Genomic DNA, 23,475 nt, shown 5'->3' with positions numbered 1-23,475 from the left:
AATGTGGTGATCGCGCCGCGCAAACTAGCGAGGAAGAGGCTCCTCGGTCCAGCCGAGCTGCATCACGCCAGTCACTTGGCATTGTCCCAACATGACAGCGCCTTTGACCGGGGGAATGACCTGCATCGCCTGCGCCGGACGCATTCGGTCCTTGGCGGCCCCACCGTACCGGCCGCTGGACACAGGGCGTGCCCCGGACCTGCACCTAGGGACGTTTCCGCAGGTCAACGGCCTACCGAAGAGGAGTAACCCTGGCAGCGAGAGTGGCGGCGGCCACAGCACGATCGGCCGCGGAGGNGATCGGACGGCCGATGACCAGAAGGNCCGAACCGTCGGAGAGCGCCCGTTCCGGGGTGGCCACCCGGGCCTGGTCTGCCCGTTCTGCACCCTCTGGGCGGACTCCAGGTGTGACGAGAGTCACAGTTTCGCCGACCTCCGCGCGGACCAAGGAGACCTCTTTCGGGCTGCAGACAAGCGCCCTCGCCCCGGCCTCCACAGCCAGCGCCGCGAGCCTGCGAACGGCGTCCGAAGGCGGCCCTGACAGCCCGATGGCGGCGAGCGCCCCGTGGTCCAGAGAGGTCAGAACCGTGACCGCGGTTACGTGGACCTCGGGGGCCGCCTCGACCGCGGCGCGCACCATGGCCGACCCGCCGGCCGCGTGCACCGTCAGGAAACGGGGTGCCAGGACGGCCAGCGAACGCACCCCGCCGGCCACCGTGGCCGGAATGTCGTGGAGCTTCAGATCGAGGAAGAGCTCCGGCGCGGCGTCGGCCGCGCCGCCGAATCGATCATCTTCCGCCACGGATCCCGCCATCCCGCCCGCTCCGGCGGGGCCACCCGAACCCGCCGGAGCCAGCAGACCCTCGTCACGCAGCGCAGTCACCACCGCGGCGCCGGCCCGGAAGAACAGTTCCATGCCGACCTTCAGCACCGCGACGTGCGGGGCGACCTCGCGCGCCCACCGCAGCGCGGTGGCACCGTCGGGGGCGTCCAGCGCGAGGGCGATCGGCGGCCGGCCCCCCGGCGGCGCCCACCGGTGGGCCGGCCGCCCGGGCGGTGGCGCGCTCATCAGGGCGTCGACCCCCACGCCGACCGCAGCGTGGTGTGGTACTCCTGCAGCGACCGCACCCCGAGTTCACCCCGAACGAGGGACTCGATACCCTGCACGCACGCGGCGGCAGCCTGAATCGTGGTGATGCAGGGAACCCCGACGCTGACGCAGGCGGTCCGGATCTCGTATCCATCCAGCCGCGGCCCGACACCCCATGGCGTGTTGATGACCAGATCGATCTGACCNGACGTGATCATTTCAACGCAGTCGACGAGGTTCTCGCTGGGAGCCCGATGCTTGCCCAGGACCACGGCCTTGACCCCGTTGCGCCGGAGCACGTCCGCCGTCCCGGATGTTGCGTAGACGACGAAACCGAGGTCCGCCAGGCGCTTGATGGGAAAGATCATCGCCCGCTTGTCCCGGTTGGCCACCGAGACGAAGACCCGTCCGAACGTCGGCAGCGACGCGTAGGCGGCGGCCTGCGACTTCGCGTACGCGATGCCGAAACCGTCGTCGATGCCCATCACCTCACCGGTGGAACGCATCTCCGGCCCGAGCACCGTGTCCACCCCGTGGCCTCCCGCGTCCCGGAAGCGACCGAAGGGCAGCACCGCCTCCTTGACCGAGATGTGCGAGTCGAGCGGCAGGGTGGCGCCGTCGCCGTACGCCGGCAGCAGGCCCTCGGCCCGCAGTTCGGGCACGGTGGCGCCGAGCATCACCCGGGCCGCGGCCTTGGCCAGCGGCACCGCGGTGGCCTTGGAGACGAACGGCACGGTGCGCGACGCCCGCGGGTTGGCCTCCAGGACGTACAGAATGTCCGACTGAAGCGCGTACTGGACGTTGAGCAGCCCGCGCACCCCCACGCCCTCGGCGATCAGGCGGGTGGACTCCCGGATGCGGTCCAGCTCGGACCGCCCGAGCGTGATCGGCGGCAACGCGCAGGCGGAGTCGCCCGAATGCACGCCCGCCTCCTCGATGTGCTCCATCACCCCGGCGAGGTAGAGGTCCGAGCCGTCGTAGAGCGCGTCCACGTCGATCTCGACCGCGTCGTCGAGGAAGCGGTCGACCAGCACCGGGTGCTCGGGCGAGATCTGGGTCGCGCGCTCGATGTAGTCGCGCAGCATGGCGTCGTCGTAGACGATCTCCATCCCGCGTCCACCGAGCACGTACGACGGCCGCACCAGCACCGGGTAGCCGATCCGGTCGGCGACCGTCCGCGCCTCGGCGTAGGAGGTGGCCACGCCGTGCGGTGGCGAGGGGAGGTTCGCAGCCTCCAGCACCTGCCCGAACTGGCCGCGGTCCTCAGCGAGGTGGATGGCCTTCGGCGGCGTGCCGACGACCGGCACTCCCGCATCGGCCAGCGCGGCGGCGATGCCCAGCGGGGTCTGGCCGCCCAGCGACACGATCACCCCGGCCAGGGGCCCCGCCTGCGATTCCGCGTGCACGACCTCGAGGACGTCCTCGACGGTCAGCGGCTCGACGTAGAGGCGGTCGGCGGTGTCGTAGTCGGTGGAGACCGTCTCCGGGTTGCAGTTGACCATCACCGCCTCGTAGCCGGCGGCGGACAGCGCCATCACCGCGTGGCAACAGGCGTAGTCGAACTCGATGCCCTGGCCGATGCGGTTCGGGCCGCTGCCGAGCACGATCACCCGCGGCCGGTCGCTGGCCGCGACCTCCGTCTCGGAGTCGTACGACGAGTAGTGGTACGGGGTCTCGGAGGCGAACTCGGCGGCGCAGGTGTCGACCGTCTTGTACACGGGGCGGATGCCCGCCCGGTGCCGGAAGGAGCGGACCACCTCCTCCCGGGTGCCCAGCAGGCCCGCGAGCTGGGCGTCGGAGAACCCGGCCCGCTTCGCGCGGCGGATCCCCTCCGGGGTGCGGGTCAGCGACGCGGCGATCTCGTTGAGGTAGACGATCTGGTCGACGAACCAGGGATCGATGCCCGTCTGCGCCGTCACCTCGGCGGGGTCTGCGCCGGCGAGCAGCGCCTGCTGCACGGTGCGCAGCCGCCCGTCGTGCGGAACCCGGGCAGCCGTGAGAAGTTCCTCGGCGGTCGCCTCCGGGGCGGTGAAGGNGAACGACAGCCCGGGCTGCTCCATCGACCGCAGCGCCTTCTGCAGCGCCTCGGCGAAGCTGCGGCCGACGCCCATCGCCTCGCCGACGGACTTCATCGTGGTGGTCAGCGTCGTGTCCGCGCCGGGGAACTTCTCGAACGCGAACCTCGGCACCTTCACGACCACGTAGTCGAGGGTCGGCTCGAAGGCGGCGGGAGTGGTGCGGGTGATGTCGTTGGGGATCTCGTCGAGGGTGTAGCCGAGCGCCAGCTTCGCCGAGATCTTGGCGATCGGGAACCCCGTCGCCTTCGAGGCCAGCGCGGAGGAGCGGGAGACCCGCGGGTTCATCTCGATCACGACGAGACGCCCGGTGGCCGGGTCGACCGCGAACTGGATGTTGCAGCCGCCCGCGTCCACCCCGACCGCGCGCATGACGGCGATCGACATGTCCCGCATGCGCTGGTACTCGCGGTCGGTGAGGGTCATCGCCGGGGCGACGGTCACCGAGTCGCCGGTGTGCACACCCATCGGGTCGATGTTCTCGATCGAGCAGACCACGACCACGTTGTCGGCGCGGTCACGCATGAGCTCAAGCTCGAACTCCTTCCAGCCGAGCACCGACTCCTCGACGAGCACCTCGGTGGACGGGCTGGCGGTCAGACCGTCCGCGGCCATCCGGCGCAGCTCGTCGATGTCGTGCGCGAAGCCGCTGCCGGCCCCGCCGAGCGTGTAGCTCGGCCGTACCACCACCGGGTAGGAGAACTCCTCCGCCGCGGCGAGGCACTCCTCGACGGTGGTGCAGATCGCGCTGCGGGCGGTCTCCCCGTCCACCGAGGCGACGATGTCCTTGAACGCCTGCCGGTCCTCGCCCGCGCGGATCGCGTCGATGTTGGCCCCGATGAGGCGCACCCCGAAGCGCTCCAGCACCCCGGCGTCATGCAGGGCGACGGCCGTGTTCAGGGCGGTCTGGCCGCCCATCGTGGCCAGGATCGCGTCCGGCCGCTCCCGCTCGATGATCTTCGTGACGATCTCCGGCGTGATCGGCTCGACGTAGGTCGCGTCGGCGATCTCCGGGTCGGTCATGATCGTCGCCGGATTGCTGTTGACCAGGATCACCCGCAGGCCCTCGCCGCGCAGCACGCGGCAGGCCTGGGTCCCGGAGTAGTCGAACTCGCACGCCTGGCCGATGACGATCGGCCCCGAACCGATCACCAGCACGGACCGCAGGTCCTCGCGCCTGGGCATCAGCCTTCTCCCCGCTTCCGCCGGTTCGACGCCATCAGGTCGCAGAACCGGTCGAACAGTCCTTGGGCGTCGTGCGGGCCAGCCGCCGCCTCCGGATGGAACTGGACGCTGAACGCCGGCACGTCCAGACAGGTCAGGCCCTCGACCACGTCGTCGTTGAGGGCGACATGGCTCACCTCGACCCGGCCGAAGGGTGTGTCGGTGGTCCCGGTCAGCGGGGCACGCACCGCGAAGCCGTGGTTGTGGCTGGTCACCGCGATCCGACCGGTCCGGGTGTCGGCGACCGGCTGGTTGAGGCCCCGGTGCCCGTAGGTCAGCTTGTAGGTGTCGAATCCCAGCGTGCGGGCGAGCACCTGGTTGCCGAAACAGATCCCGAAGACCGGGACACCCGCTTCGAGGACGCCGGCGAGCGTTTCGACCGCGTAGTCGGCGCTGGCCGGATCGCCGGGCCCGTTGGAGAGGAAGACTCCGTCGGGCGACCGGGCCAGCAGGTCCTCGGTGGTACTGCGGGCCGGCAGCACGTGCACCTCGCAGCCGAGTTCCGCCATCGACAGCGGCGTGTTCCGCTTGATGCCCAGGTCCAGCGCCGCGACCCGGAAGAGCGGCCGGCCGGTCCGCGCCTCGACGACGTAGGGCTCGACCGTGCTGACCGCCGGCGCGAGGTCGGCGCCGACCATGCCGGGCGAGGCCTGCACGCGCTCCAGCAGCGAGTCGAGATCCGTGTCGGTACTGCTGACGGCGCACCGCATCGCGCCCCGCTCACGCAGGTGACGGGTCAGCGCACGGGTGTCGACCCCGCTGATCCCGACCACGCCGGCGTTCTCCAGCTCCTCGTCGAGGGTGCGCTGAGCCNGCCAGTTCGACGCCAGCCGGCTCGGGTCACGCACGACGAAACCCGCGACCTGAATGCGTGCCGACTCGTAGTCGGTGTCGTTCNCCCCGGTGTTGCCGATGTGTGGCGCCGTCATGATGACGATCTGCCGGTGGTACGACGGGTCGGTGATCGTCTCCTGGTAGCCGGTCATCCCAGTGGAGAAGACCGCCTCTCCGAACGCCTCACCCACTGATCCGAACGCCTCACCGGCGAAACTTCTGCCGTCCTCCAGCATGAGCACCGCCCGCCGGACCGCTCCCGGCCCCGGCCGCTCGCGCTCCAGCGGAGCAGGCTGACTGTCGAGGCCGCTCACCGGCTCACCCCTGCCCTGTTCCGCGCCGCCTGGCCGTCCGCCAGGTCCCAGCCATCTCCGACCATCTGCCAGATCCCCACCCGCCGCCGCGCCGACCCGCCCGGGGCCGGCGCGGGCTGTGGTCCCGTGCCCGCCCGACCGGCCCCGGCCGGGTCGTCTCGGGCGGTCATGACCGCTCCTCCCAGTTGGGCACCCGCTCGCCCGGCTCGGCGAACGCGTCCCGCTCCGGAGGGCGGGCCCAGCCCGGGGCGGGGACACCCGGCCAACCCGCCTGTTCCCCGATCCCCGGTGCGGGCTGCCCGGGCTCGGGCCGTCCCGGGTGGGCACCCCGCCCGGGAAGGGCGGCGACATCGTAGGCACCGGTGCCGTATCCCGGCGCGCCCTGCGGCGCGGCACTCCGGCCGCCCGCGTGGTGCGCACCCGTGCCGTACGCGCCGGTGCCGTACGCGCCGGTGTCGTGTGCTCCCGTGCCGTAGGTGCCGGTGCCGTACACGCCGGTGTCATAGGCGCCGGTGTCATAGGCACCCGTGTCGTAGGCACCCGTGTCGTAGGCACCCGTGTCGTAGGCCCCCGTCTCGTGCGCACCCGCCTCGTACCGGGCAGCACCCGCGCCGTAGGCACCGGAGGTCGGGGTACCCGCCACCTGCGCGCCGGCCACAGAGGCTCCCGTCACGAATGCTCCGGTCGGATGAGCACCCGACACCTGGGCGTCGCTGACATAGCCGCCGGTGTCGTAAGCACCTGTTACGTATGCACCGGTGTCGTCACCGCCGGTGTTGTACGCACCGGTGTTGTACGCACCGGTGTCATGCGCTCCCGGCCCGGCGGCGGCGCCACCGGGACCACGGGCGTCGTGGCCGGCGGCACCATAAGGGCCGGTGCGGAACTCGCCCGGGTCGGGCGCCCTCCCGTCCTGGGCCCCCGTGCCGTGCTGACCCGGGCCGCGTGCGTCTGCCTGGTGGCCGCCCACGGGGAAGGCACCGGTCCGCCGGATGCCGGTGGTCTGTGCTTCCTCGTGGTAGCCCCCGCCGGCCTGCGGCGGGGTGCCGGCCTGCGGCCTCGGCTCCGCGCGGCGTGAGCGCGACTGGCGGCCGGCCACCGGTATCGGCATCGTCGCCGGCCCGCCCGGGGCCCCGCCGCGCCCTGCCGCGGCCGGGTGCGGCGGTGCGGGCACCCGCGGCCGGAGCCGGGCGCGTACCCGTGGCACGGCATGCGGCGAGGTGATGTCACCGGGCAGGGGCGCGGTGGGCATCGGGCCGATGAGGTCGTGGACGGAACGCACGACCTTCGGCTGGCGGGCCCGGTCCTCGCCGCGGAAGCCGGTCTCCAGCTCCCGGCCCTCGAATGACCAGGCCACCACGATCAACCGGCTCGGCGCGGCGACCTTCCCGGTGTGCCCGCGCTCCAGGCGGGCTCCCCGCACCGCCTCGCGGGGGATCCAGAAGGCCTCGCCGTCCCGGTCGACCCGGACCCCCTGCTCGAAGACCGCGATGTAGTCGCCGTCATGCCCGGCGAGCCCGCGCGCGGCGATCCACTCCCGCCAGTGGCCCGCGTCGACCGTGCCCAGGTACCTCCCGCGCAGGGGTGCCGCCAGGACGTTCCCGGTCTGCTCGGGAGGCTCGGGCAGGTCCGGCAGATCCTCTTCGGGCTGCTGCGTCCGTGCGCGCCAGGCTCGTCGCATCGCGCCGGCGACCGCCACCACCAGCAGCAACAATCCGAAGGCGAGCAGCAGGTGCAGAGCCGCGCCACCGGGCCGGCCGGCGGCGACGACCGGCCCGGCCAGGACGAGCGGGGCGGTCCCCGGCAGGGCGGCGGACCGGGATGCGCTGGTCATACGATCTTCCCGTCGAGCACAGTGGGCCGGCCCCGCAGAAACGTCGCACGGACGGTTCCGGGGAGGCTGCGGCCACCGTACGGAGTGTTGGTGCTCCGGCTGGCGAAGGAACGCGGGTCGATCACCCGGCGGGCCTGCGGGTCGAACAGCGTCAGCGTCGCGGGCGCTCCCGGCCGCGCGAACCCCGCGGCGTCGGCGGGTACGTCGGTGACGCCGCCGATCCGGGCGGGTGCGAACGCCATCCGGTCGGCGACGCCGGCCCAGTCGAGACGGCCGGTCGCGACCATGGTCTCGATCACGACGGACAGCGCCGTCTCAAGTCCGAGCATCCCTGGCCGCGCGGCGGCCCACTCGGTCTCTTTGTCCTGGGGCGCGTGCGGGGCGTGATCGGTGGCCACACAGTCGATCGTGCCGTCCGCCAGGCCGGCGCGCAGTGCCTCTGTGTCGGCTTCCGTCCGCAGCGGCGGGTTGACCTTGAACACCGGATCGTAGGAGGCCACGAGGTCCTCCGTGAGCAGGAGGTGATGGGGGGTCACCTCCGCGGTGACCGGCCACCCCTTCGCCTTGGCCCAGCGGATGATCTCGACCGAGCCCGCCGTGGACACGTGGCAGACGTGCAGCCGGGATTCGACATGGCCCGCCAGCAGGGCGTCCCGGGCGATGATCGCCTCCTCGGCGACCGCCGGCCAGCCGGGAAGGCCNAGGCGCGCCGCCGTCGCACCCTCGTTCATCTGCGCGCCCGCGGTGAGGCGCGGCTCCTCGGCATGCTGCGCGACCACGCCGTCGAACGCCTTGACGTACTCCAGTGCCCGGCGCATGAGCAGCGCGTCGGAGACGCAGTGACCGTCGTCGGAGAACATCCGCACGGCAGCCGCCGAGGAGGCCATCGCGCCCAGCTCGGCGAGCTGGGCGCCGGCGAGCCCCTTGGTCACCGCGCCGACCGGGCGCACGTCGCAATGCCCGGCGTCCTGCCCGAGACGCCACACCTGTTCCACCACTCCGGCGGTGTCGGCGACCGGGTCGGTGTTGGCCATCGCGAACACCGTCGTGTAGCCACCCAGCGCGGCGGCACGGGTACCCGACTCGACGGTCTCGGCGTCCTCCCGCCCCGGCTCGCGCAGGTGGGTGTGCAGGTCGACGAGTCCAGGCAGCGCGATGAGGCCGGTCGCGTCGACGACCAGCGGACCGGCGCGGGTACCGCTGGCCGCGCCCGACTCGGCGTCCGCGACGGCACCGGCGTGCCCGGCCCCGCCGGGCGGGGTGACCGCGGTGACCAGCCCGTCCTCGATCACCAGGTCACAGGGGTCGCCGCCCAACGGCCGGACACCGCGCAACACGATCACCGATGTCATGAGGTCTCCCGTTCGGTGCCACTGCCACCCAGCAGCAGGTAGAGGACGGCCATCCGGACGCTCACGCCGTTGGCCACCTGCTCGACCACCGTCGATCGAGGCGAGTCCGCCACGGAGGAGGCGATCTCCATTCCCCGGACCATCGGCCCGGGGNGCATCACCAGCGCGTGCTCGGGCATCAGCGCGGCCCGGTCCGCGTCCAGGCCGTAACGGCGGCTGTATTCCCGCTCGGTCGGGAAGAACGCCGCGGACATCCGCTCCCGCTGTACCCGCAGCATCATGACCACGTCGCTTTTGGGCAGGACCGCGTCAAGATCGTAGGAGACCTCGACCGGCCAGCCCGAGATGCCCAGCGGGAGCAGCGTGGGCGGCGCCACCACGGTTACATGGGCCCCGAGGGTCGTCAGCAGCCAGACATTGGACCTGGCGACCCGCGAGTGCAGGACATCGCCGACGATCGTGACGGCGAGCCCGTCGACCCGGCCGAGCCGGCGGCGGATCGTGAAGGCGTCCAGCAGTGCCTGCGTCGGGTGCTCATGCGTGCCGTCCCCGGCATTGACGACACTTCCGCGGACCCAGGTGGCGAGGCGGTGCGGCGCGCCACTGGCCGAATGGCGGCAGACGACCGCATCCGCACCCATTGCCTCCAGGGTCTGCGCCGTGTCCTTCAGGCTCTCGCCCTTCGACACGCTTGACCCTCGGGCCGAAAAATTGATCACATCGGCCGACAGTCTCTTGGCGGCGACCTCGAAGGACGTACGGGTGCGGGTGGAGTCCTCGAAGAACAGGTTGACGACGGTGCGCCCACGCAGCGTCGGCAGCTTGCGGACCGGCGCGTCGGCGACCCGGGCCATCCGGTCCGCGGTGTCGAGCACGAGCAGGGCTTCGTCCAGCCCGAGATCGGCGGTGGAAAGCAGGTGGCGCATCACGTCCACATCCCTGATCCCGGTTGTGGGCGCACCGGCGCCGTCACGGGGCTTCCGGCGCGACGATGAGAACAGCGTCCGCGCCGTCGACCTCACGCAGGCGGACGGCGACCGACTCGCGACGCGAGGTGGGCATGTTCTTCCCCACGTAGTCAGCACGGATGGGAAGTTCGCGATGACCACGGTCGACCAGCACCGCCAGCTGGACCGCCCGCGGGCGACCATAGGCGGAAAGCGCGTCGAGCGCGGCCCGGACCGTTCGCCCCGAGTACAGGACGTCATCGACGAGAATGACGACCATTCCGTCCACGCCGCACTCGGGTATCTCGGTGACCTCAAGCGGGCGCACTCCGCGCAGCCGCAGGTCGTCCCGGTACATCGTCGGGTCCAGCGATCCCACCGGCAGGTTCACGCCCTCGACGGCGGCGACCCGCCGGGCCAGTCGCTGGGCGAGGGGCACGCCCCGGGTGGGGATTCCCAGCAGGAGCACACCGTCACCACCGGAGGTCTTCTCCAGCACCTGGTGCGCCATCCGGCTCACGACCCGGTTCATGTCGGCGGCGGAGAGCACCGTGCGGGTGACACCGGCCTGATCGGCGCGGACCCGGGGAGCGGACGCCGCGTTCTCGTCCTCCGCGGGGGGTGTCGTGCCCACCGCAGCGTCACGAAGCTCGTCACCCGGACGGTCGGTGGGTCCCGTCACGTTCCCGGTTGTGACCCGGGCAGGATCGCCCTGCGCGGCAGCAGCCACGAGGTGTCCCTCCTTCCCCGCCTCACTGGACGGTCCTTAAAGGAGCGGTCCAAGGGACGGTACCAGCCTGGTCAGGACACGCGAGGCGGGTCAGGGNGGCATGGGGGCCGACGGCCCGCAAGCCGTTGTCCGCACACGGAGGGGCTTGGCTCGCCAGCTCGGCCGCCGGGCCGGGCCGTCGCGGAGAGTGACGTGGATCACGATGATCCGTACACCGACGACTTCCGCTGTCGCTAACCGTCACGATGAGCGGACGGCCCGCACGCGTCTTCTTCGCAGCCAGGAAGTGTCGACAGCCCTTATGCCAGCCGCAACCGGAAGGCTACAGAAAGTGGTACAAAGAAAGAGGCGACACGNCCCCCCGGGTGTCGAGTGCCAACCTGGCGGGCACTACTATCGGTAACCGCCGGCGGCAAGAGCCCCGGTTCCAACTGATCGACCACGACAGGAGTGGNCACTTCGATGTCCGACTATGCGAAGGCGCTCGGTGCTCGGCTGCGCGCGATACGCACCCAGCAGGGGCTCTCGCTCCATGGCGTCGAGGAGAAGTCGCACGGTCGGTGGAAGGCCGTCGTGGTGGGCTCCTACGAGCGGGGGGACCGCGCGGTAACCGTCCAGCGTCTCTCCGAACTGGCCGAGTTCTACGGTGTCCCGGTGGGTGAGCTCCTTCCCGAGGGCTCCACCGTGGCGCCTCTCGAGCAGTCGCCGCGCATTGTCCTCGACCTGGAGCGGCTCGCTCAGGTCCCCAAGGAGCAGGGCGGCCCGCTCGCCCGGTATGCGGCCACGATCCAGAGCCAGCGCGGCGACTACAACGGGCGGGTGCTCTCGATCCGCTACGAGGACCTGCGCTCCCTCGCGGTCATCTACGACACCTCGCCGAGCAAGCTCACCGAGCAGCTCGTGTCCTGGGGTGTGCTTTCGCCCGAGCAGGGCAGCGAGCCGGCCGCGTCAGACGCCTAGCCCACACATCTCCTGCCGCGATGCCCCGGTAGGCCACGACCGTGGCCTACCGGGGCATCATGGTTTTCCAGGCATCATGGTTTTCCAGCCGGTGGCTCAACGAAGCCGCGGCCGACCGACCAGCCTTCGGCCGGGGCGGAGTGGCCGGGGCGTCACGACCAGCACCCGGCATCAGGACCTGGGCATCGCCCACCAGCCGCCCGCCCGCAGGGCAGGTCACCGGCAACCCGCCCGGAATCAGCCTTCGACGGCTTCCGCTCCGACAGTGTCCTCATCGGGGCCGGCCGAGGCGGCCGACACCGGCTCCGCCGGTGATGACCCCCCGGGCTTCTCCTGCAGCAGGCTGCCCAGCAGACCGTTCACGAACGCCGGCGACCGCTCGGTGGAGATGGTCTTCGCCAGCCGCACCGCTTCGTCGATCACGACACTGTCCGGCACATCGCTACGCCAGAACAGTTCCAGCACCGCGATCCGCAGGATGTTCCGGTCGACCGGAGGCATCCGGTCGACCGACCAGCCCTGGGCGTAGCGGGCTATATGGCCGTCAATTTCGCTCAGATGGGCCGTGACGCCCTCAACCAGGTCCGATGTGTAGTCGGGCACCGGAGGGTCGGACTGTGCCCGGCGGGCTGCCAGAGTCTCCATGGCCCGCACCGAACGCATGTCCGCCTCGTACAGAATGTCGAGCGCACGCTTTCGCGCCTTGGACCTGGCGCTCAGCTCGTCACCCGACCGAGGTACCGGCCATCGCGGGTGTCGACTTTGACCTTCTCACCCGTGGTGATGAACAGCGGAACCTGGATGTTCGCCCCGGTCTCCAGCGTCGCGGGCTTGGTCCCCCCGGTGGACCTGTCCCCCTGGACGCCCGGGTCGGTCGCCGAGATCGTCAGCTCGACGCTGGCCGGGAGCTCCACGTAGAGCGGCGCGCCGTCATGCAGCGCCACTGTCGCGGTCGTGTTCTCAAGCATGTAGTCGGCGACGCCGCCCACCACCGCCGGCGGCACCGGGATCTGGTCGTACGACTCGCTGTCCATGAAGACGAAGTCAGCGCCATCCCGGTACAGATAGGTCATCTCGCGGCGGTCGACGGTCGCCACATCGACCTTGATCCCCGCGTTGAAGGTCCGGTCGACGACCTTGCCGGTCAGCACGTTCTTCAGCGTCGTCCGGACGAACGCCCCGCCCTTGCCCGGCTTGACGTGCTGGAATCCGACGACGTTCCACAGCACCCCGTCGATGTCGAGCGTCATGCCGTTCTTCAGGTCGTTCGTTGTCGCCACTGCGCGTGTCTCTCCGTTCCGGTCGCCGCGGGACCGATCGATCTGTGCCGATCGCCAGCCCGCCGCTTGTCACCGTTCCTGGCCGCGGCAAAGTCTACAGATCCAGACCACCGACGCCCGACAGCCCATGGCGACCTGGCTCCCGGAGCACACCGAGTCGCCGGTGAACGTCAGCCGCCGGTGAACGTCAGCCGGTGGTGAACGTCAGCCGGTGGTGGAGGTCACGGCACCCGCGGCAACGGCGCCGTAGGCGGCCGCCAGGTGCTCGGCCTCCGGGTCCTCGAAAGCCCGCGCGCGCCCAAGCGCCTCAAGGACCACGAAGCGCAGCCGACGCCCCCGGGTCTTCTTGTCCACCCGCATCGCGTCGAGCAACCCCGGCCAGCGGTCGCCGCGGTACTCCACCGGTAGCCCGATCGCTCGCAACAGCTCCCCGTGGCGGGCCGCGGTGGTGTCGTCGAGCCCGGCCACCCGCCGGGAGAGCTCGGCCGCGAACACCATGCCGACCGACACGGCGGCCCCGTGCCGCCAGGTGAAGTTCTCGACCTTCTCGATCGCGTGCGCGAGCGTGTGGCCGTAGTTGAGGATCTCCCGGCGCCCGGACTCACGGGGATCACCGGAGACCACCTCCGCCTTGACCCGGATCGACCGCTCGATGAGCTCGGGCAGGTGGGCCGCGCCGGTGGGATCCGACTCCAGCAGCTCAAGGATGCGCGGGTCGGCGATGAACCCGGCCTTGACGACCTCGGCGAGCCCGGCTCGGGCCTCCGCCTCGGGCAGGGTCGTGAGCGTCGCGAGGTCGCAGAGAACAGCCAGCGGCTGGTGGAAGGCCCCGACCAGGTTCTTGCCGGCGTCGATGTCGATGCCGGTCTTTCCGCCCACCGCGGCGTCGACCATCCCGAGCACCGTGGTCGGCACCTGGACGACATCGACGCCCCGCAGCCAGCCGGCGGCGACGTAGCCGGCCAGATCCGTGGTCGCGCCGCCGCCCAGGCCGACGAGGAGGTCGTCCCGGGTGAACCCGAGACGGCCGAGCGTGTCCCAGCAGGAGCCGGCGATCCGGAGCTGCTTGGCCTCCTCGCCGTCCGGAACCTGGACCGCGTGCGCCTCCAGGCCGACCTCCGAGCGCAGCTCGGCGACGATGCCGGTGGCGGTGGACCGCAGGACCGGAGGATGGATGACCGCGACCCTCGTCCGCCCCGCCGCCAGGGGGACCAGCTCCCCGAGCACCCCCTCGCCGAGCACGACCTCGTATGCCCGGTCACCAGCCGGCGCGACCTCGATCCGGACCACGTCGGAGACGTTCGTCGCCGGCATCAGCGGCTCACCCTCCCCGCGTGTTCGATCAGGATCGAGGCGACGACGTCCTCGATGCCCAGCGCGCCGGTGTCGACGGTGACGGCCGCGACCTGCTCGTAGAGCGGACGGCGGGCCTTGAGCAGCGCGGCCAGCCGGGTGCGCGGGCCCTCCACGAGCAGAGGCCGGTCACGCGCCAGCCCCACCCGCCGCGCCGCGTCGGACGAGCTGACGTTCAGGTAGACAACCCAGTGCCGGACGAGCTCGGCCCGGACGTCGGGGTCGAGCACGGCGCCCCCGCCGAGCGCCAGCACGCCGGGATGGTCGGCGAGCGCGGCCAGCACCGCGGCCCGCTCGGCCGCCCGGAAGTGGTCCTCGCCGTGCTCAAGGAAGATGTCGGAGACGCTCATGCCGAGCGCGGACTCCACGTCCGCGTCGGTGTCCCGGAACGGGACGGCCAGCCGCTGCGCGAGAGCCATCCCGACGGTGCTCTTCCCCGCCCCGGGGGCGCCGACCAGCACCACCAGCGGCCCGCCCTCGACACCACGCTCCCGGCCGCTGTCGGGATCGCCCGCCACGCCCACCTCACCCGCCGTGCTCCGGGGATCCTGTTCGGTCCGCACGATCAGTGCACCGCCAGCGACTTCAGGTAGCTCTCGCAGTTGCGCCGGGTCTCCTCCACGGAGTCACCGCCGAACTTCTCCAGCGCCGCGTCGGCCAGCACGAGCGCGACCATCGCCTCCGCGACCACCCCGGCCGCGGGCACGGCGCACACATCCGACCGCTGGGCGATGGCCACCGCCGGATCGCCCGTGGCCACGTCGACGGTGGCCAGCGGCCTGGACAGGGTCGAGATCGGCTTCATGGCCGCGCGGACGCGCAACGGCTCGCCGGTCGTCATGCCGCCCTCGACTCCGCCGGCGCGATCGCTGGACCGCCGCACCCGCAGGCCGGGCCCCTCGACCGCCTCGATCTCGTCGTGCGCGACCGACCCCCGCCGCCGCGCGGTGCGGAAACCGTCGCCGAACTCGACACCTTTGATCGCCTGGATGCCCATGAGCTCGGCGGCGAGGCGCGCGTCCAGCCGGCGGTCGCCGTGGACATAGCTCCCGAGCCCCGGCGGGCAGCCGTAGGCCAGCACCTCGACGATGCCGCCGAGGGTGTCCGCGTCGCGGTGCGCGGCGTCGATCTCGGCGACCATGCGCTCACTGGTGGCCGGGTCGGCACAGCGCACCGGATCGGCGTCCACCGCGGCCAGCGAGGTGGGCGGCGGCGTGCCCGGGGGCACCTCCACCGCGCCGATCGCGACGACGTGCGAGACCAGCTCGATCCCGTACGCCTGCCGGAGCAGCGCCTTGGCGACCGTGCCCAGCGCGACCCGGGCAGCCGTCTCCCGGGCGCTGGCCCGCTCCAGCACCGGCCGTGCGTCGTCGAAGCCGTACTTCTGCATGCCGGCGAGGTCCGCGTGGCCTGGCCGGGGGCGGGTGAGCGGCGCGTTTCGGCCCTGACCCGCCAGCTCCGCGGGGTCGACCGGGTCGGGTGACATCACCCGCTCCCACTTGGGCCACTCGGTGTTGCGAACGACGACGCTGACCGGGCCGCCGATGCTTACCCCGTGGCGGAGGCCACCGAGCAGCTCGACCTCGTCCCGCTCGAACTTCATCCGCGCGCCGCGGCCGTGGCCGAGCCGGCGCCGGGCGAGTTCGTCGCCGATCTCCACACTGGACACCCGGATACCCGCGGGCAGCCCTTCGACCGTCGCGACCAGAGCGGGACCATGTGACTCCCCCGCCGTCAACCAGCGCACCATGCCGCCCAGTCTTTCACGGCGCACAGCCGGCGCACGACCACCGGATATGCGTACCAACCGGATCAACGGGGCAGGTCACTCAGACCGGACCGCCGCGGCCGACATCAACCGGACGGTGCGTGACCAGCGCACAACACGGCGACCAACGCCCCCGTGAGCAGGAACGGCCCGTAGGCGATCGGATCACGCCGGGACACCCGGCGCAGGATCAGCAGAACGAGCACCCAGAAACCGGCGAGCACCGTCGCCGCCACCAGCCAGACCGCCACCTCCGACCACCCCAGCCAGCCCAGTGCCAGGCCGAGCAGACCGGCCAGTTTCACATCGCCCCGCCCGAGCCCGGCGCCGGGCAGCAGGTGCAGCGCGCCGTAGAGCAGCCACACCACGAACCCGGCGGCCAGCGCCCGCGGCCAGCGGCCGGCGGCGCCCTCGCCCACCGTGGGAAGAACGAGCAGGACGGCCAACACCCCGTACGACGGCAGCACGATCAGATCTGGCAGCCGGTGCACCCGCAGGTCGATGGTGGCGAGCGTGACACCTACGACGGTCAGGTACAGATAGGCCGGCAGCCGGGCTGTGTGCGGGTACATCGCGGCGGCGACCGCCACGAGCGAGACCAGCGTGGCCGAGCCCAACGCGAGCCGCCCGGGCACCGCCAGCCGCGGCGCAACCCCGTCCACCGGCGGGAACGCCCCGACGAGCCGAGGCAGTACCGGTACCGGCAGCGCCGCGCAGACAACAGCCACGGCGGTCACCGTGGCCGTCACCGTGCTCATCCGGCGGGAACCGTGGTCATCCGGCGGGCCCCGCGGCCACCCGATCGGCGGTCGGGCCGCCGGCCGTCAGGTCGTCGCCCCCGCGCGCCCCGCTGTGCGCATGCGGGCGCCCGCCCGCACCCGTTCCGCCGTTCTCCGCGTGGCCACCGTCCTCGGCGCGCACTGCCTGCCCCGCCTGCGCTGCCTGCCCCGCCTGCCCCGCCTGCGCCGCCTGCGCCGCCTGCCCCGCGCCGCGCGCCGTCAGCACGGCGAGACCCGCCGCGAGCAGGACGCCTTCGTCCACCGCGCGGCCGGTGAAATGGCAGACCTGCCCGACGGCCTGGCCGGCCAGGACCTCCAGGCCGCCGACGACCCGGGCGCCGGAGCGGTACGCGCACGCCGCCAGCGCCGTCGGCCAGGGATGGTAGAGCAGCTCCAGCAGCGGGCAGGTCACCGGCCACGGGTGCCTGGCCAGATCGTCGGTCGCACCCGCCGGCGTCGTGGAGATCACCAGGTCGGGCCCGGCCGGCATGCCGCCGGAGAGGATCGCCCAGGGCAGGGCCGTGACCGAGACACCGAGCCGGGCACCGATGCCGACCAGATCCGCGACCGCGCCGGGGCGGCGGGCCGCGACCGCGACCCGCGGTGTCCCCGCCCGCGCCAGCGCGGCGACGACGGCCCGGGCGGTGCCACCCGCGCCGAGCACCAGCGGCTGCACCGGAACCACCCCGCCCAGCAGGCGCCGCAACGCGTACCCGACACCATCGACGTCGGTGTTGAACCCGGTCAGCCGCCCGTCCGGCCGCACGACCACCGTGTTGACCGCCCCGAGCAGCGCCGCGGTGGGATCGACCTCGTCGAGCAGGCCGATCACCGCGGTCTTCAGCGGCATGGTCAGGGAGACCCCGGCCCAGTCGGGCTCGGTACGCAGCCGGCCGAGCATGGCCGGCAGCCGGGCCTCGTCACACTCGATCGCGGTGTAACTCCAGTCCAGGCCGAGACGCGCGTACGCGGCCGTGTGCAGTGTGGGGGAGAGCGAATGCCCGACCGGCGCGCCGAGCACGGCCGCGCGGCGGACGACCGGCCGCTGTGCCCCNGGCGTGGTGTCGTCGCCTGAGCTGATCGCCACGGCCTACTCCGTTCCTCCCTGGCGGCGGTACTCCGCCCTCGCCTCGTCGAACTCCGCCCTGGTCGCGGCGAAGACAGTCTCCTTGGTCTGGGGCATGGAGACGAAGTAGAACCAGGGACCGTCCGCCGGCTTCAGCGCGGACTCCAGTGCCCAGGGACTCGGGTTGGAGATCGCTCCCGGCGGGAGGCCCTGCACCGCGCGGGTGTTGTACGGGTTCTGCTCGTTCAGCTGTTGCTGGGTGAGGCTGCCCTCGTACTCGTCATGCGCGTAACGGGTGGTGGAGTCCATGTCGNGCCGGCGGAAGCCCCCGGTGGTGTCCGCCAGCCGGTTGTAGATGACCCGGGCGACCTTGGGACCCTCGTCCTGGTTCGCGACCTCCTTCTCGATGATGGAGGCGATGATGACGATCTCGCCCGGGCTCATGTCCACGGCCTTGGCCGCGTTGACGAGATCGATCTTCTCCGCGTGGGCCCGGAAGCGGGCGACGGCCTCCTTGAGCACGGAGACCGGGTCGGTGCCCGGCGCCACGTCGTAGGTGGACGGGAACAGGTAGCCCTCCAGTATCCCGCCCGCGTAGTCGGGCAGGCCGAGGGAGCTTGGGTCCCGGGCGAGCTTCTCAAGATCTTCCATGGTGGCGCCGGTGCGCGCGGAAAGTTCCTGGAGGACCTTCCGGACGGTGTCACCAGGGTTGATCGTGTAACGGAAGAGCGCTGAGGACGCGTTGTCGAGCAGTGCCTCCAGCGCCGCGCCGGCGCTCATCTTCTGGCGCAGCCGGTAGGTGCCCGGCTGGATCGAGAGCGCCCGGCTGTCGGCGGTGGCGATGTTCACGAAGGCCTGACTGCTCGCGACGACGTCCGCCCGGGCGAGCGTGCGGGCGATCTCCGACGAGGTGGCGCCCGCGGGGATCTGGACGATGACGAGGCCCTCCCCCACCCCGGAGTAGTCCGCGGCGGGCTCCCCACCGATGCGGCCGACAACCTTGCCCACGCCGAAAATTCCCGCGGCCAGCAGCACGGCGACCACGGCGAGGACACCGATCAGCTTCGGCAGGGCGCTGCCCGGCCGCCGATCCCCCGGCGGGCCTGATCCACCCCTGCCGCGGCGCCGGCCGGGCGGGTCCCCGTCGTCGTCGGGAGGGCCAGCTCCGTCATACCCGTCGGCGTCGTAGTCGTAGTCGCCGGCGTAGTCCGCGCCGTCATAGCCGGCCTCGCCATGACCGGCCGCGTCATGGCCGGGTTCGTCATAGCCGGCTTCGGCGTAACCGGTGTCCTCGTAGCCGGTGTCCTCGTAGCCGGCGTCCGGGTAGCCGGCTTCGGCGTAACCGGTCACGTCGGGATCGGCCTCGCCGTAACCGGGGGGACCGGCACCTGATCGCCGCCGCCCGGGACCGGAGGTCGCGCTGGCGCGGCGGCGCGCCCCGCCAGGCTGGCGGCCCTGGTCGTCATAGCCGGCGGCGTCGAACAGGTCGTCGAATCCGTCCCTGTTCCGACTCACGCCGAATCCTGGGGCCCTGGCATGCCGCCCGGCGCGGTACCGCCCCCCCGTGCCCGGCGGACGTCCAGGTGGTGCTGGAGGATCTGCACTGCTGCCTCCTGATCCACGAGCTCACGACGCGCCCGCGACCGCAGCCCGCGCTCAGCCATTCTGCGATGAGCCACGACTGTGGTGAGCCTCTCGTCGACGAGTCGGACCGGCACCGGCGCGATGTGCTTCGCCAGCGTCTCCGCATACTGACGCGCGCGCCGGACCGCATCACCCTCCCTGCCGGAGAGGTGACGCGGCAGGCCGACGACAACCTCGACAGCGTGCCTCTCCCGGACGATGTCGGCAAGCTCGTCGACGTCCGAGTGACGGGAACCGGATCCACCCCGACGCAGCGTGGTCACCGGGACGGCCAACAACCCGTCCGGGTCACTCACCGCTATCCCGACCCGCACGGAACCGACATCCACCCCGATCCGCACGCCCCGACCGGTGCCAGCCAGAGGATCGGTGCCAGCCAGAGGATCGGTGCCGGCCAGAGGATCGGTCCCGGCCAGAGGATCGGTCCCGGCCACCGCGGCGGGGCCCGGGACGGGTGCCGCCCCGGGCCCGCCGGAGTCGGGGGCGGGCACCCCGGTGTCGCTCACGCGCCCTGGTCGGCGACCAGCTCGCGGATTCGGGCGAACACCTTCGGGATCATGGAGGCATCGCCCCGGCCGCCCTGGGCGACGTCGGGCTTCCCGCCGCCCTTGCCACCGAGGGCCGCCCACGACTGGCGGACGAGGTCACCCGCGCGCAGCCCGTGGCCGCGAGCCGCGTCGTCGGTCGCCACCACGATGGACGCACCGGTCGCCTCGACGATCACGACCACCGCGGGGCGGCCAGCCAGCCGGCCCCGCACATCGAGCGCCAGCAGACGCAGGTCGTCGGCCGGGGTGCCCGCCGGGACCTGGGCCGTCACCAGCGCGACCGGGCCGACGGCCTCCGCACCGGCGGCCAGGGCGCCGGCACCGGCGAGCACCGCCTGGGCGCGCAGCCGCTCCAGTTCCTTCTCCGCGTCGCGCAGCCGGCCCACGATGTCGGCGACGCGGTCGGTGAGCTCGTCCGGCCGGGCCTTCAACGCGGTCGACAGCTGCGAGACGAGCACGTGCTCGCGAGCCAGGAAGCGGAAGGCGTCGATGCCCACCAGCGCCTCGACCCGGCGGGTCCCGGCCGAGATGGACGACTCGGACAGCAGCTTGATCGCGCCGAGCTGGGCGGAACTGGCCACATGGGTGCCACCGCACAGCTCGCGGGCGTAGTCCCCGACATCCACGACCCGGACCTGGTCGCCGTACTTCTCACCGAACAGCGCCATCGCGCCCAGCCGGCGCGCCTCCGCCTGGGAGGTGACGTACCAGCGGACCTCCAGGTCGCGCAGGGCGACTTCGTTGACCTCGTCCTCGACGTCAGCCAGGACGGAGTCGGGCACGGCGCCGAGCGCGTGGAAGTCGAACCGCAGCCGGCCCGGCGAGTTCAGCGAGCCCGCCTGCGTCGCCGACTCGCCNAGCGCCCGGCGGAACGCCGTGTGGACCAGGTGGGTGGCGGTGTGCGAGCGGGACACGGCCCGCCGCCGCTCGACGTCGACCTCGGCGGCAACCTCGGCCCCGACCCGCAGCTCCCCGCGCAGCACCTTCACCCGGTGCATCACCAGGTCGGGCACCGGGCGCTGGACGTCGAGGACCTCGCACTCGCCGCCGTCGAACCGCAGGCGGCCGAGGTCCGCCTCCTGGCCACCGCCCTCGGCGTAGAAGGGCGTCGTGTCCAGGACGATGCCCACCTCGTCGCCCTCACCGACGGTGGTCAGGCTCCGGCCGTCACCGATGCCGACGATACCGACGACGCCGGACTCGCGGGTGAGCTCCGCGTAGCCGGTGAAGGCCGTGGGGCCGGCGGCGGCGAGGATCGGCCGGAACGCCGACAGGTCGAGGTTGCCGATGCGGCGGGCCGCCCGGTCCGCCTTCGCCGCGGCCCGCTGGCGTTCCATGAGCCGCCGGAAGCCGGCCTCGTCGACGGTGAGCCCCGCGTCGGCGGCCATGTCGATGGTCAGGTCGATGGGGAACCCGTAGGTGTCGTGCAGCCGGAAGGCGGCGTCGCCGCTGAGCTGGGCCGAGCCGCTGGCCCGGGCCTGGGAGGCCGCGGTGTCGAACAGGGTGGTCCCCGTCCGCAGCGTCTCCAGGAAGGCCGCCTCCTCCGCCACGGCGACCGCCGTGATCGCCTCGGCCTGGTCGACGAGCTCCGGGTAGATCGGGCCCATCGCCTGGCGGGCCTCGGCGAACAGCTCCGCCATCACCGGTTCGCGGGCACCGAGCAGTCGCGCGTCGCGGACCGCCCGGCGCAGCATCCGCCGCAGGACGTAGCCGCGCCCCTCGTTGGACGGGGACACCCCGTCCGAGATCAGCATCGCCGCGGTGCGCGTGTGGTCCGCGACGACGCGCAGGCGGACGTCGGCGGCCGGGTCGGCGCCGTAGCGGGTGCCGGTGAGCCGTCCGGCGGCGTCCAGGACGGGGCGGGAGATGTCGATCTCGTACAGGTTCTCGACACCCTGCAGGATCGTCGCCATGCGCTCCAGGCCCATGCCGGTGTCGATGTTGCGCGCCGGCAGGTCCCCGACGATCTCGTAGCCGTACTCGCTGCCCTCACCGCGGGCGTACTGCATGAAGACGAGGTTCCAGATCTCCAGGTAGCGGTCCTCGTCCGCTTCCGGGCCACCCTCACGGCCGTACTCGGGCCCGCGGTCGAAGTAGATCTCGCTGCACGGGCCGCAGGGACCGGGCACCCCCATCGACCAGAAGTTGTCCTTCTTGCCGCGCCGCTGGATGCGCTCGGCGGGCAGCAGGGTGCGCCAGATCGCCTCGGCCTCGTCGTCGTCCAGGTAGACGGTGGCCCACAGGTCGTCGGGACGGAACCCGTACCCCTCGGTGACCAGCTCGAAGGCGAACGGGATCGCCTCGGCCTTGAAGTAGTCACCGAAGGAGAAGTTCCCGCACATCTGGAAGAAGGAGGCGTGCCGGGCGGTGCGGCCGACGTTGTCGATGTCCACGGTCCGCACGCATTTCTGCACGCTGGTGGCGCGCCTCCACGGCGCCTTCAGGTCCCCGAGGAAGTAGGGCTTGAACGGCACCATGCCGGCGTTCACCAGCAGCAGGGTCGGGTCCTGCGCCACCAGGGACGCACTCGGGACCACGGTGTGACCCCGCTCGGAGAAGTGGTTCAGAAAGCGGCGGCGGATCTCGGCCGTGTCCATCGGTTCACGTCGTCCAGGGTTGTCGGGATAAGTCTGTCCGCCGGCAGCCCGGCCGGCGCCGGATCCGGCCGTAACCGACCGTAACCGGCGGGGCGGCCGGGGCCGGGGGCCGTCAGGGCCTGCGTGCCCCCGGTACCAGGCGCATCGTCTGCTCCGGGTCGAACGCCACCGCCCCCGCGGCGACGGAGGGCCGGTCGCCGCCCGTGGCCTCGCCGAGGGCGAGGTCGTCCTCGGATTCGGAACCGTCCGCCTCGTCAAGACCGAGCGCGGAGCGGATCTCCTCCTCCCGTTCGGCCATGGCCTCGGCCACGTCGGCGGCGAACTCCCGCACCGACTGTACGAGAGATCCAGCGACGCTCGTCGGCGTCAGCGCCGACACGGCCCGGGCCACCTGGCGCACCACGAGCACGCCGGTCGCCGCGCCGAGCGCGACGTAGAAGACCCGGTTCACCATCAGCGGCCACCGCCCCGGCCCTCAGCGCCGACGGCCCCGACCGGTGTCGCCCCGGCTGCCCGCCGGGCGGCCCGGCGCTGCGCCTTCTCCGCCTTCATCTGCTCCGAGACCCGCGCCGTGACGTCCGCCTTCGTCCGCTTGGTGACCGCCTGGCGCACGCCGTAGCTGAAGGCGGCGACGCGCACGATCGGACCGCCCAGCGTGGCGGCGAACAGCGAGGTCAGGGACGAGACATTGGTGGTCACCGTCTGCACGCTGGCGGTGATCGCGTCGATCCGGTCCAGTTCCTTGTTCACATGGGCCAGCGCGATGTTCACCTCGTCGACGGTCGCGCCCGCCTGCCGGACCCGCGCGGTGCCCTCGTCGATGGCGACGCCGGTCTGGCGCACCCGGGCAGCCGCCTCATCGAAGATCTTTCCGAGCTTGAACAGGACATAACAGGCGAAGAGCACGAGCACCGCGAACGCCCCCGAGGCGATCAGGCCCGCGACCGCACCACCGGACATGTGCTTCGCCTCCATCGTTCTTTCGGTAATGCCTGGGCCAGACGACACCTGTCCCCTGGCTAACGCCGGCCGTGCCTGCTCCGGATCACGCCGAGTGCGGGCTGGGGCCCCGCGCCGCGG

Annotated in this window: 21 protein-coding genes and 9 pseudogenes; 1 reads left to right on the top strand and 29 read right to left on the bottom strand. The window is 72.2% G+C overall.

Annotation, left to right across the window (positions count from 1 at the left end):
* Positions 1–232: 232 nt before the first annotated feature.
* From UG55_RS45295 to pyrR, 15 genes and pseudogenes are all read right to left on the bottom strand, one after another.
* Positions 233–297, bottom strand: a pseudogene (locus tag UG55_RS45295) (hypothetical protein); the annotation flags it as partial.
* 27 nt (positions 298–324) lie between these two features.
* A partial coding sequence (locus UG55_RS11620) for an orotidine 5'-phosphate decarboxylase / HUMPS family protein (RefSeq protein ID WP_242424195.1) occupies positions 325–1,069 on the bottom strand: 745 nt, incomplete at its 3' end.
* Positions 1,069–1,296 (bottom strand): annotated as a pseudogene (locus UG55_RS35640) (hypothetical protein); the annotation flags it as partial. The gene UG55_RS11620 and the pseudogene UG55_RS35640, both read right to left, overlap by 1 nt.
* Before the next feature lies 1 nt (position 1,297).
* Positions 1,298–3,125: pseudogene (gene carB, locus UG55_RS35635) on the bottom strand (carbamoyl-phosphate synthase large subunit); the annotation flags it as partial.
* 1 nt (position 3,126) lies between these two features.
* Positions 3,127–4,350, bottom strand: a 1,224-nt coding sequence (gene carB, locus UG55_RS35630; protein WP_242424179.1) for a carbamoyl-phosphate synthase large subunit, incomplete at its 3' end; no start/stop codon positions are given.
* Positions 4,350–5,202, bottom strand: a pseudogene (locus tag UG55_RS11610) (carbamoyl phosphate synthase small subunit); the annotation flags it as partial. The gene carB (UG55_RS35630) and the pseudogene UG55_RS11610, both read right to left, overlap by 1 nt.
* Position 5,203: 1 nt before the next feature.
* Positions 5,204–5,286: pseudogene (locus UG55_RS35625) on the bottom strand (hypothetical protein); the annotation flags it as partial.
* 1 nt (position 5,287) lies between these two features.
* A partial coding sequence (locus tag UG55_RS35620) for a carbamoyl-phosphate synthase domain-containing protein (RefSeq protein ID WP_304440405.1) occupies positions 5,288–5,459 on the bottom strand: 172 nt, incomplete at its 3' end.
* Between the two features lie 74 nt (positions 5,460–5,533).
* Positions 5,534–5,707, bottom strand: a complete 174-nt coding sequence (locus tag UG55_RS29100) for a hypothetical protein (protein ID WP_157901505.1) — start codon at positions 5,705–5,707, stop codon at positions 5,534–5,536.
* The gene (locus UG55_RS11605) at positions 5,704–7,371 is read right to left on the bottom strand and encodes a hypothetical protein (RefSeq protein WP_066066911.1); all 1,668 of its coding nucleotides are present in this window, start codon (positions 7,369–7,371) and stop codon (positions 5,704–5,706) included. The genes UG55_RS29100 and UG55_RS11605 overlap by 4 nt, the downstream gene beginning before the upstream one ends.
* Positions 7,368–8,072: pseudogene (locus UG55_RS35615) on the bottom strand (dihydroorotase); the annotation flags it as partial. The gene UG55_RS11605 and the pseudogene UG55_RS35615, both read right to left, overlap by 4 nt.
* Position 8,073: 1 nt before the next feature.
* Positions 8,074–8,723 (bottom strand): amidohydrolase family protein (locus tag UG55_RS35610; RefSeq protein ID WP_242424178.1); only part of this gene is annotated, 650 nt, incomplete at its 3' end.
* Positions 8,720–8,876, bottom strand: a pseudogene (locus UG55_RS35605) (aspartate carbamoyltransferase); the annotation flags it as partial. The gene UG55_RS35610 and the pseudogene UG55_RS35605, both read right to left, overlap by 4 nt.
* 1 nt (position 8,877) lies before the next feature.
* Positions 8,878–9,649, bottom strand: a 772-nt coding sequence (locus tag UG55_RS11595) for an aspartate carbamoyltransferase catalytic subunit (protein ID WP_242424194.1), incomplete at its 3' end; no start/stop codon positions are given.
* Between the two features lie 43 nt (positions 9,650–9,692).
* A complete protein-coding gene (pyrR, locus tag UG55_RS11590) occupies positions 9,693–10,220 on the bottom strand; it encodes a bifunctional pyr operon transcriptional regulator/uracil phosphoribosyltransferase PyrR (RefSeq protein ID WP_396230875.1) in 528 nt (175 codons plus the stop codon).
* A gap of 642 nt (positions 10,221–10,862) precedes the next feature.
* Between pyrR and UG55_RS11585 the strand changes: the two genes are divergently transcribed.
* The gene (locus tag UG55_RS11585; RefSeq protein ID WP_006540108.1) at positions 10,863–11,360 is read left to right on the top strand and encodes a transcriptional regulator; all 498 of its coding nucleotides are present in this window, start codon (positions 10,863–10,865) and stop codon (positions 11,358–11,360) included.
* A gap of 237 nt (positions 11,361–11,597) precedes the next feature.
* Here the strand turns inward: UG55_RS11585 and nusB are convergent, their stop codons facing one another.
* From nusB to UG55_RS11525, 14 genes and pseudogenes are all read right to left on the bottom strand, one after another.
* Entirely contained in the window at positions 11,598–12,080 is a 483-nt protein-coding gene (gene nusB, locus UG55_RS11580; RefSeq protein ID WP_255360466.1) for a transcription antitermination factor NusB, read from the bottom strand.
* Positions 12,077–12,640 carry an elongation factor P gene (gene efp, locus UG55_RS11575; protein WP_066066906.1) on the bottom strand — a complete coding sequence of 188 codons (564 nt, stop codon included), beginning with the start codon at positions 12,638–12,640 and terminating at the stop codon, positions 12,077–12,079. The genes nusB and efp overlap by 4 nt, the downstream gene beginning before the upstream one ends.
* Positions 12,641–12,844: 204 nt before the next feature.
* On the bottom strand, positions 12,845–13,954 hold the full coding sequence (aroB, locus tag UG55_RS11570; RefSeq protein ID WP_066066904.1) for a 3-dehydroquinate synthase: 1,110 nt from the start codon (positions 13,952–13,954) through the stop codon (positions 12,845–12,847).
* On the bottom strand, positions 13,954–14,412 hold the full coding sequence (locus tag UG55_RS11565) for a shikimate kinase (protein WP_128422948.1): 459 nt from the start codon (positions 14,410–14,412) through the stop codon (positions 13,954–13,956). The genes aroB and UG55_RS11565 overlap by 1 nt, the downstream gene beginning before the upstream one ends.
* A gap of 146 nt (positions 14,413–14,558) precedes the next feature.
* Entirely contained in the window at positions 14,559–15,743 is a 1,185-nt protein-coding gene (gene aroC / locus UG55_RS11560; protein ID WP_066066903.1) for a chorismate synthase, read from the bottom strand.
* A 104-nt stretch (positions 15,744–15,847) separates the two neighbouring features.
* Positions 15,848–16,519 carry an A24 family peptidase gene (locus tag UG55_RS11555; RefSeq protein ID WP_066066901.1) on the bottom strand — a complete coding sequence of 224 codons (672 nt, stop codon included), beginning with the start codon at positions 16,517–16,519 and terminating at the stop codon, positions 15,848–15,850.
* A gap of 16 nt (positions 16,520–16,535) precedes the next feature.
* Complete coding sequence (locus UG55_RS11550; RefSeq protein WP_396230874.1) at positions 16,536–17,561, bottom strand: shikimate dehydrogenase; 1,026 nt, start codon at positions 17,559–17,561, stop codon at positions 16,536–16,538.
* A gap of 69 nt (positions 17,562–17,630) precedes the next feature.
* Positions 17,631–17,919, bottom strand: a pseudogene (locus UG55_RS35600) (endolytic transglycosylase MltG); the annotation flags it as partial.
* Between the two features lies 1 nt (position 17,920).
* A partial coding sequence (mltG, locus tag UG55_RS46220; RefSeq protein ID WP_313954604.1) for an endolytic transglycosylase MltG occupies positions 17,921–18,560 on the bottom strand: 640 nt, incomplete at its 3' end.
* 557 nt (positions 18,561–19,117) lie between these two features.
* Positions 19,118–19,648 carry a Holliday junction resolvase RuvX gene (gene ruvX / locus UG55_RS11540; RefSeq protein WP_242424192.1) on the bottom strand — a complete coding sequence of 177 codons (531 nt, stop codon included), beginning with the start codon at positions 19,646–19,648 and terminating at the stop codon, positions 19,118–19,120.
* A gap of 104 nt (positions 19,649–19,752) precedes the next feature.
* Positions 19,753–20,655, bottom strand: a pseudogene (locus UG55_RS35595) (DHHA1 domain-containing protein); the annotation flags it as partial.
* Position 20,656: 1 nt separating this feature from the next.
* A partial coding sequence (gene alaS, locus UG55_RS11535; protein WP_242424175.1) for an alanine--tRNA ligase occupies positions 20,657–22,395 on the bottom strand: 1,739 nt, incomplete at its 3' end.
* A gap of 112 nt (positions 22,396–22,507) precedes the next feature.
* On the bottom strand, positions 22,508–22,849 hold the full coding sequence (locus tag UG55_RS11530; protein ID WP_066066894.1) for a hypothetical protein: 342 nt from the start codon (positions 22,847–22,849) through the stop codon (positions 22,508–22,510).
* Positions 22,849–23,355: a DUF948 domain-containing protein gene (locus UG55_RS11525; protein WP_066067003.1), complete on the bottom strand. Its 507-nt coding sequence runs from the start codon at positions 23,353–23,355 to the stop codon at positions 22,849–22,851. The genes UG55_RS11530 and UG55_RS11525 overlap by 1 nt, the downstream gene beginning before the upstream one ends.
* Positions 23,356–23,475: the final 120 nt, after the last annotated feature.

Source organism: Frankia sp. EI5c (assembly GCF_001636565.1).
Lineage (GTDB): Bacteria > Actinomycetota > Actinomycetes > Frankiales > Frankiaceae > Parafrankia.
The sequence above is the reverse complement of the archived record's forward strand: the minus strand, read 5'-3'. Positions and strand labels throughout refer to the sequence as shown.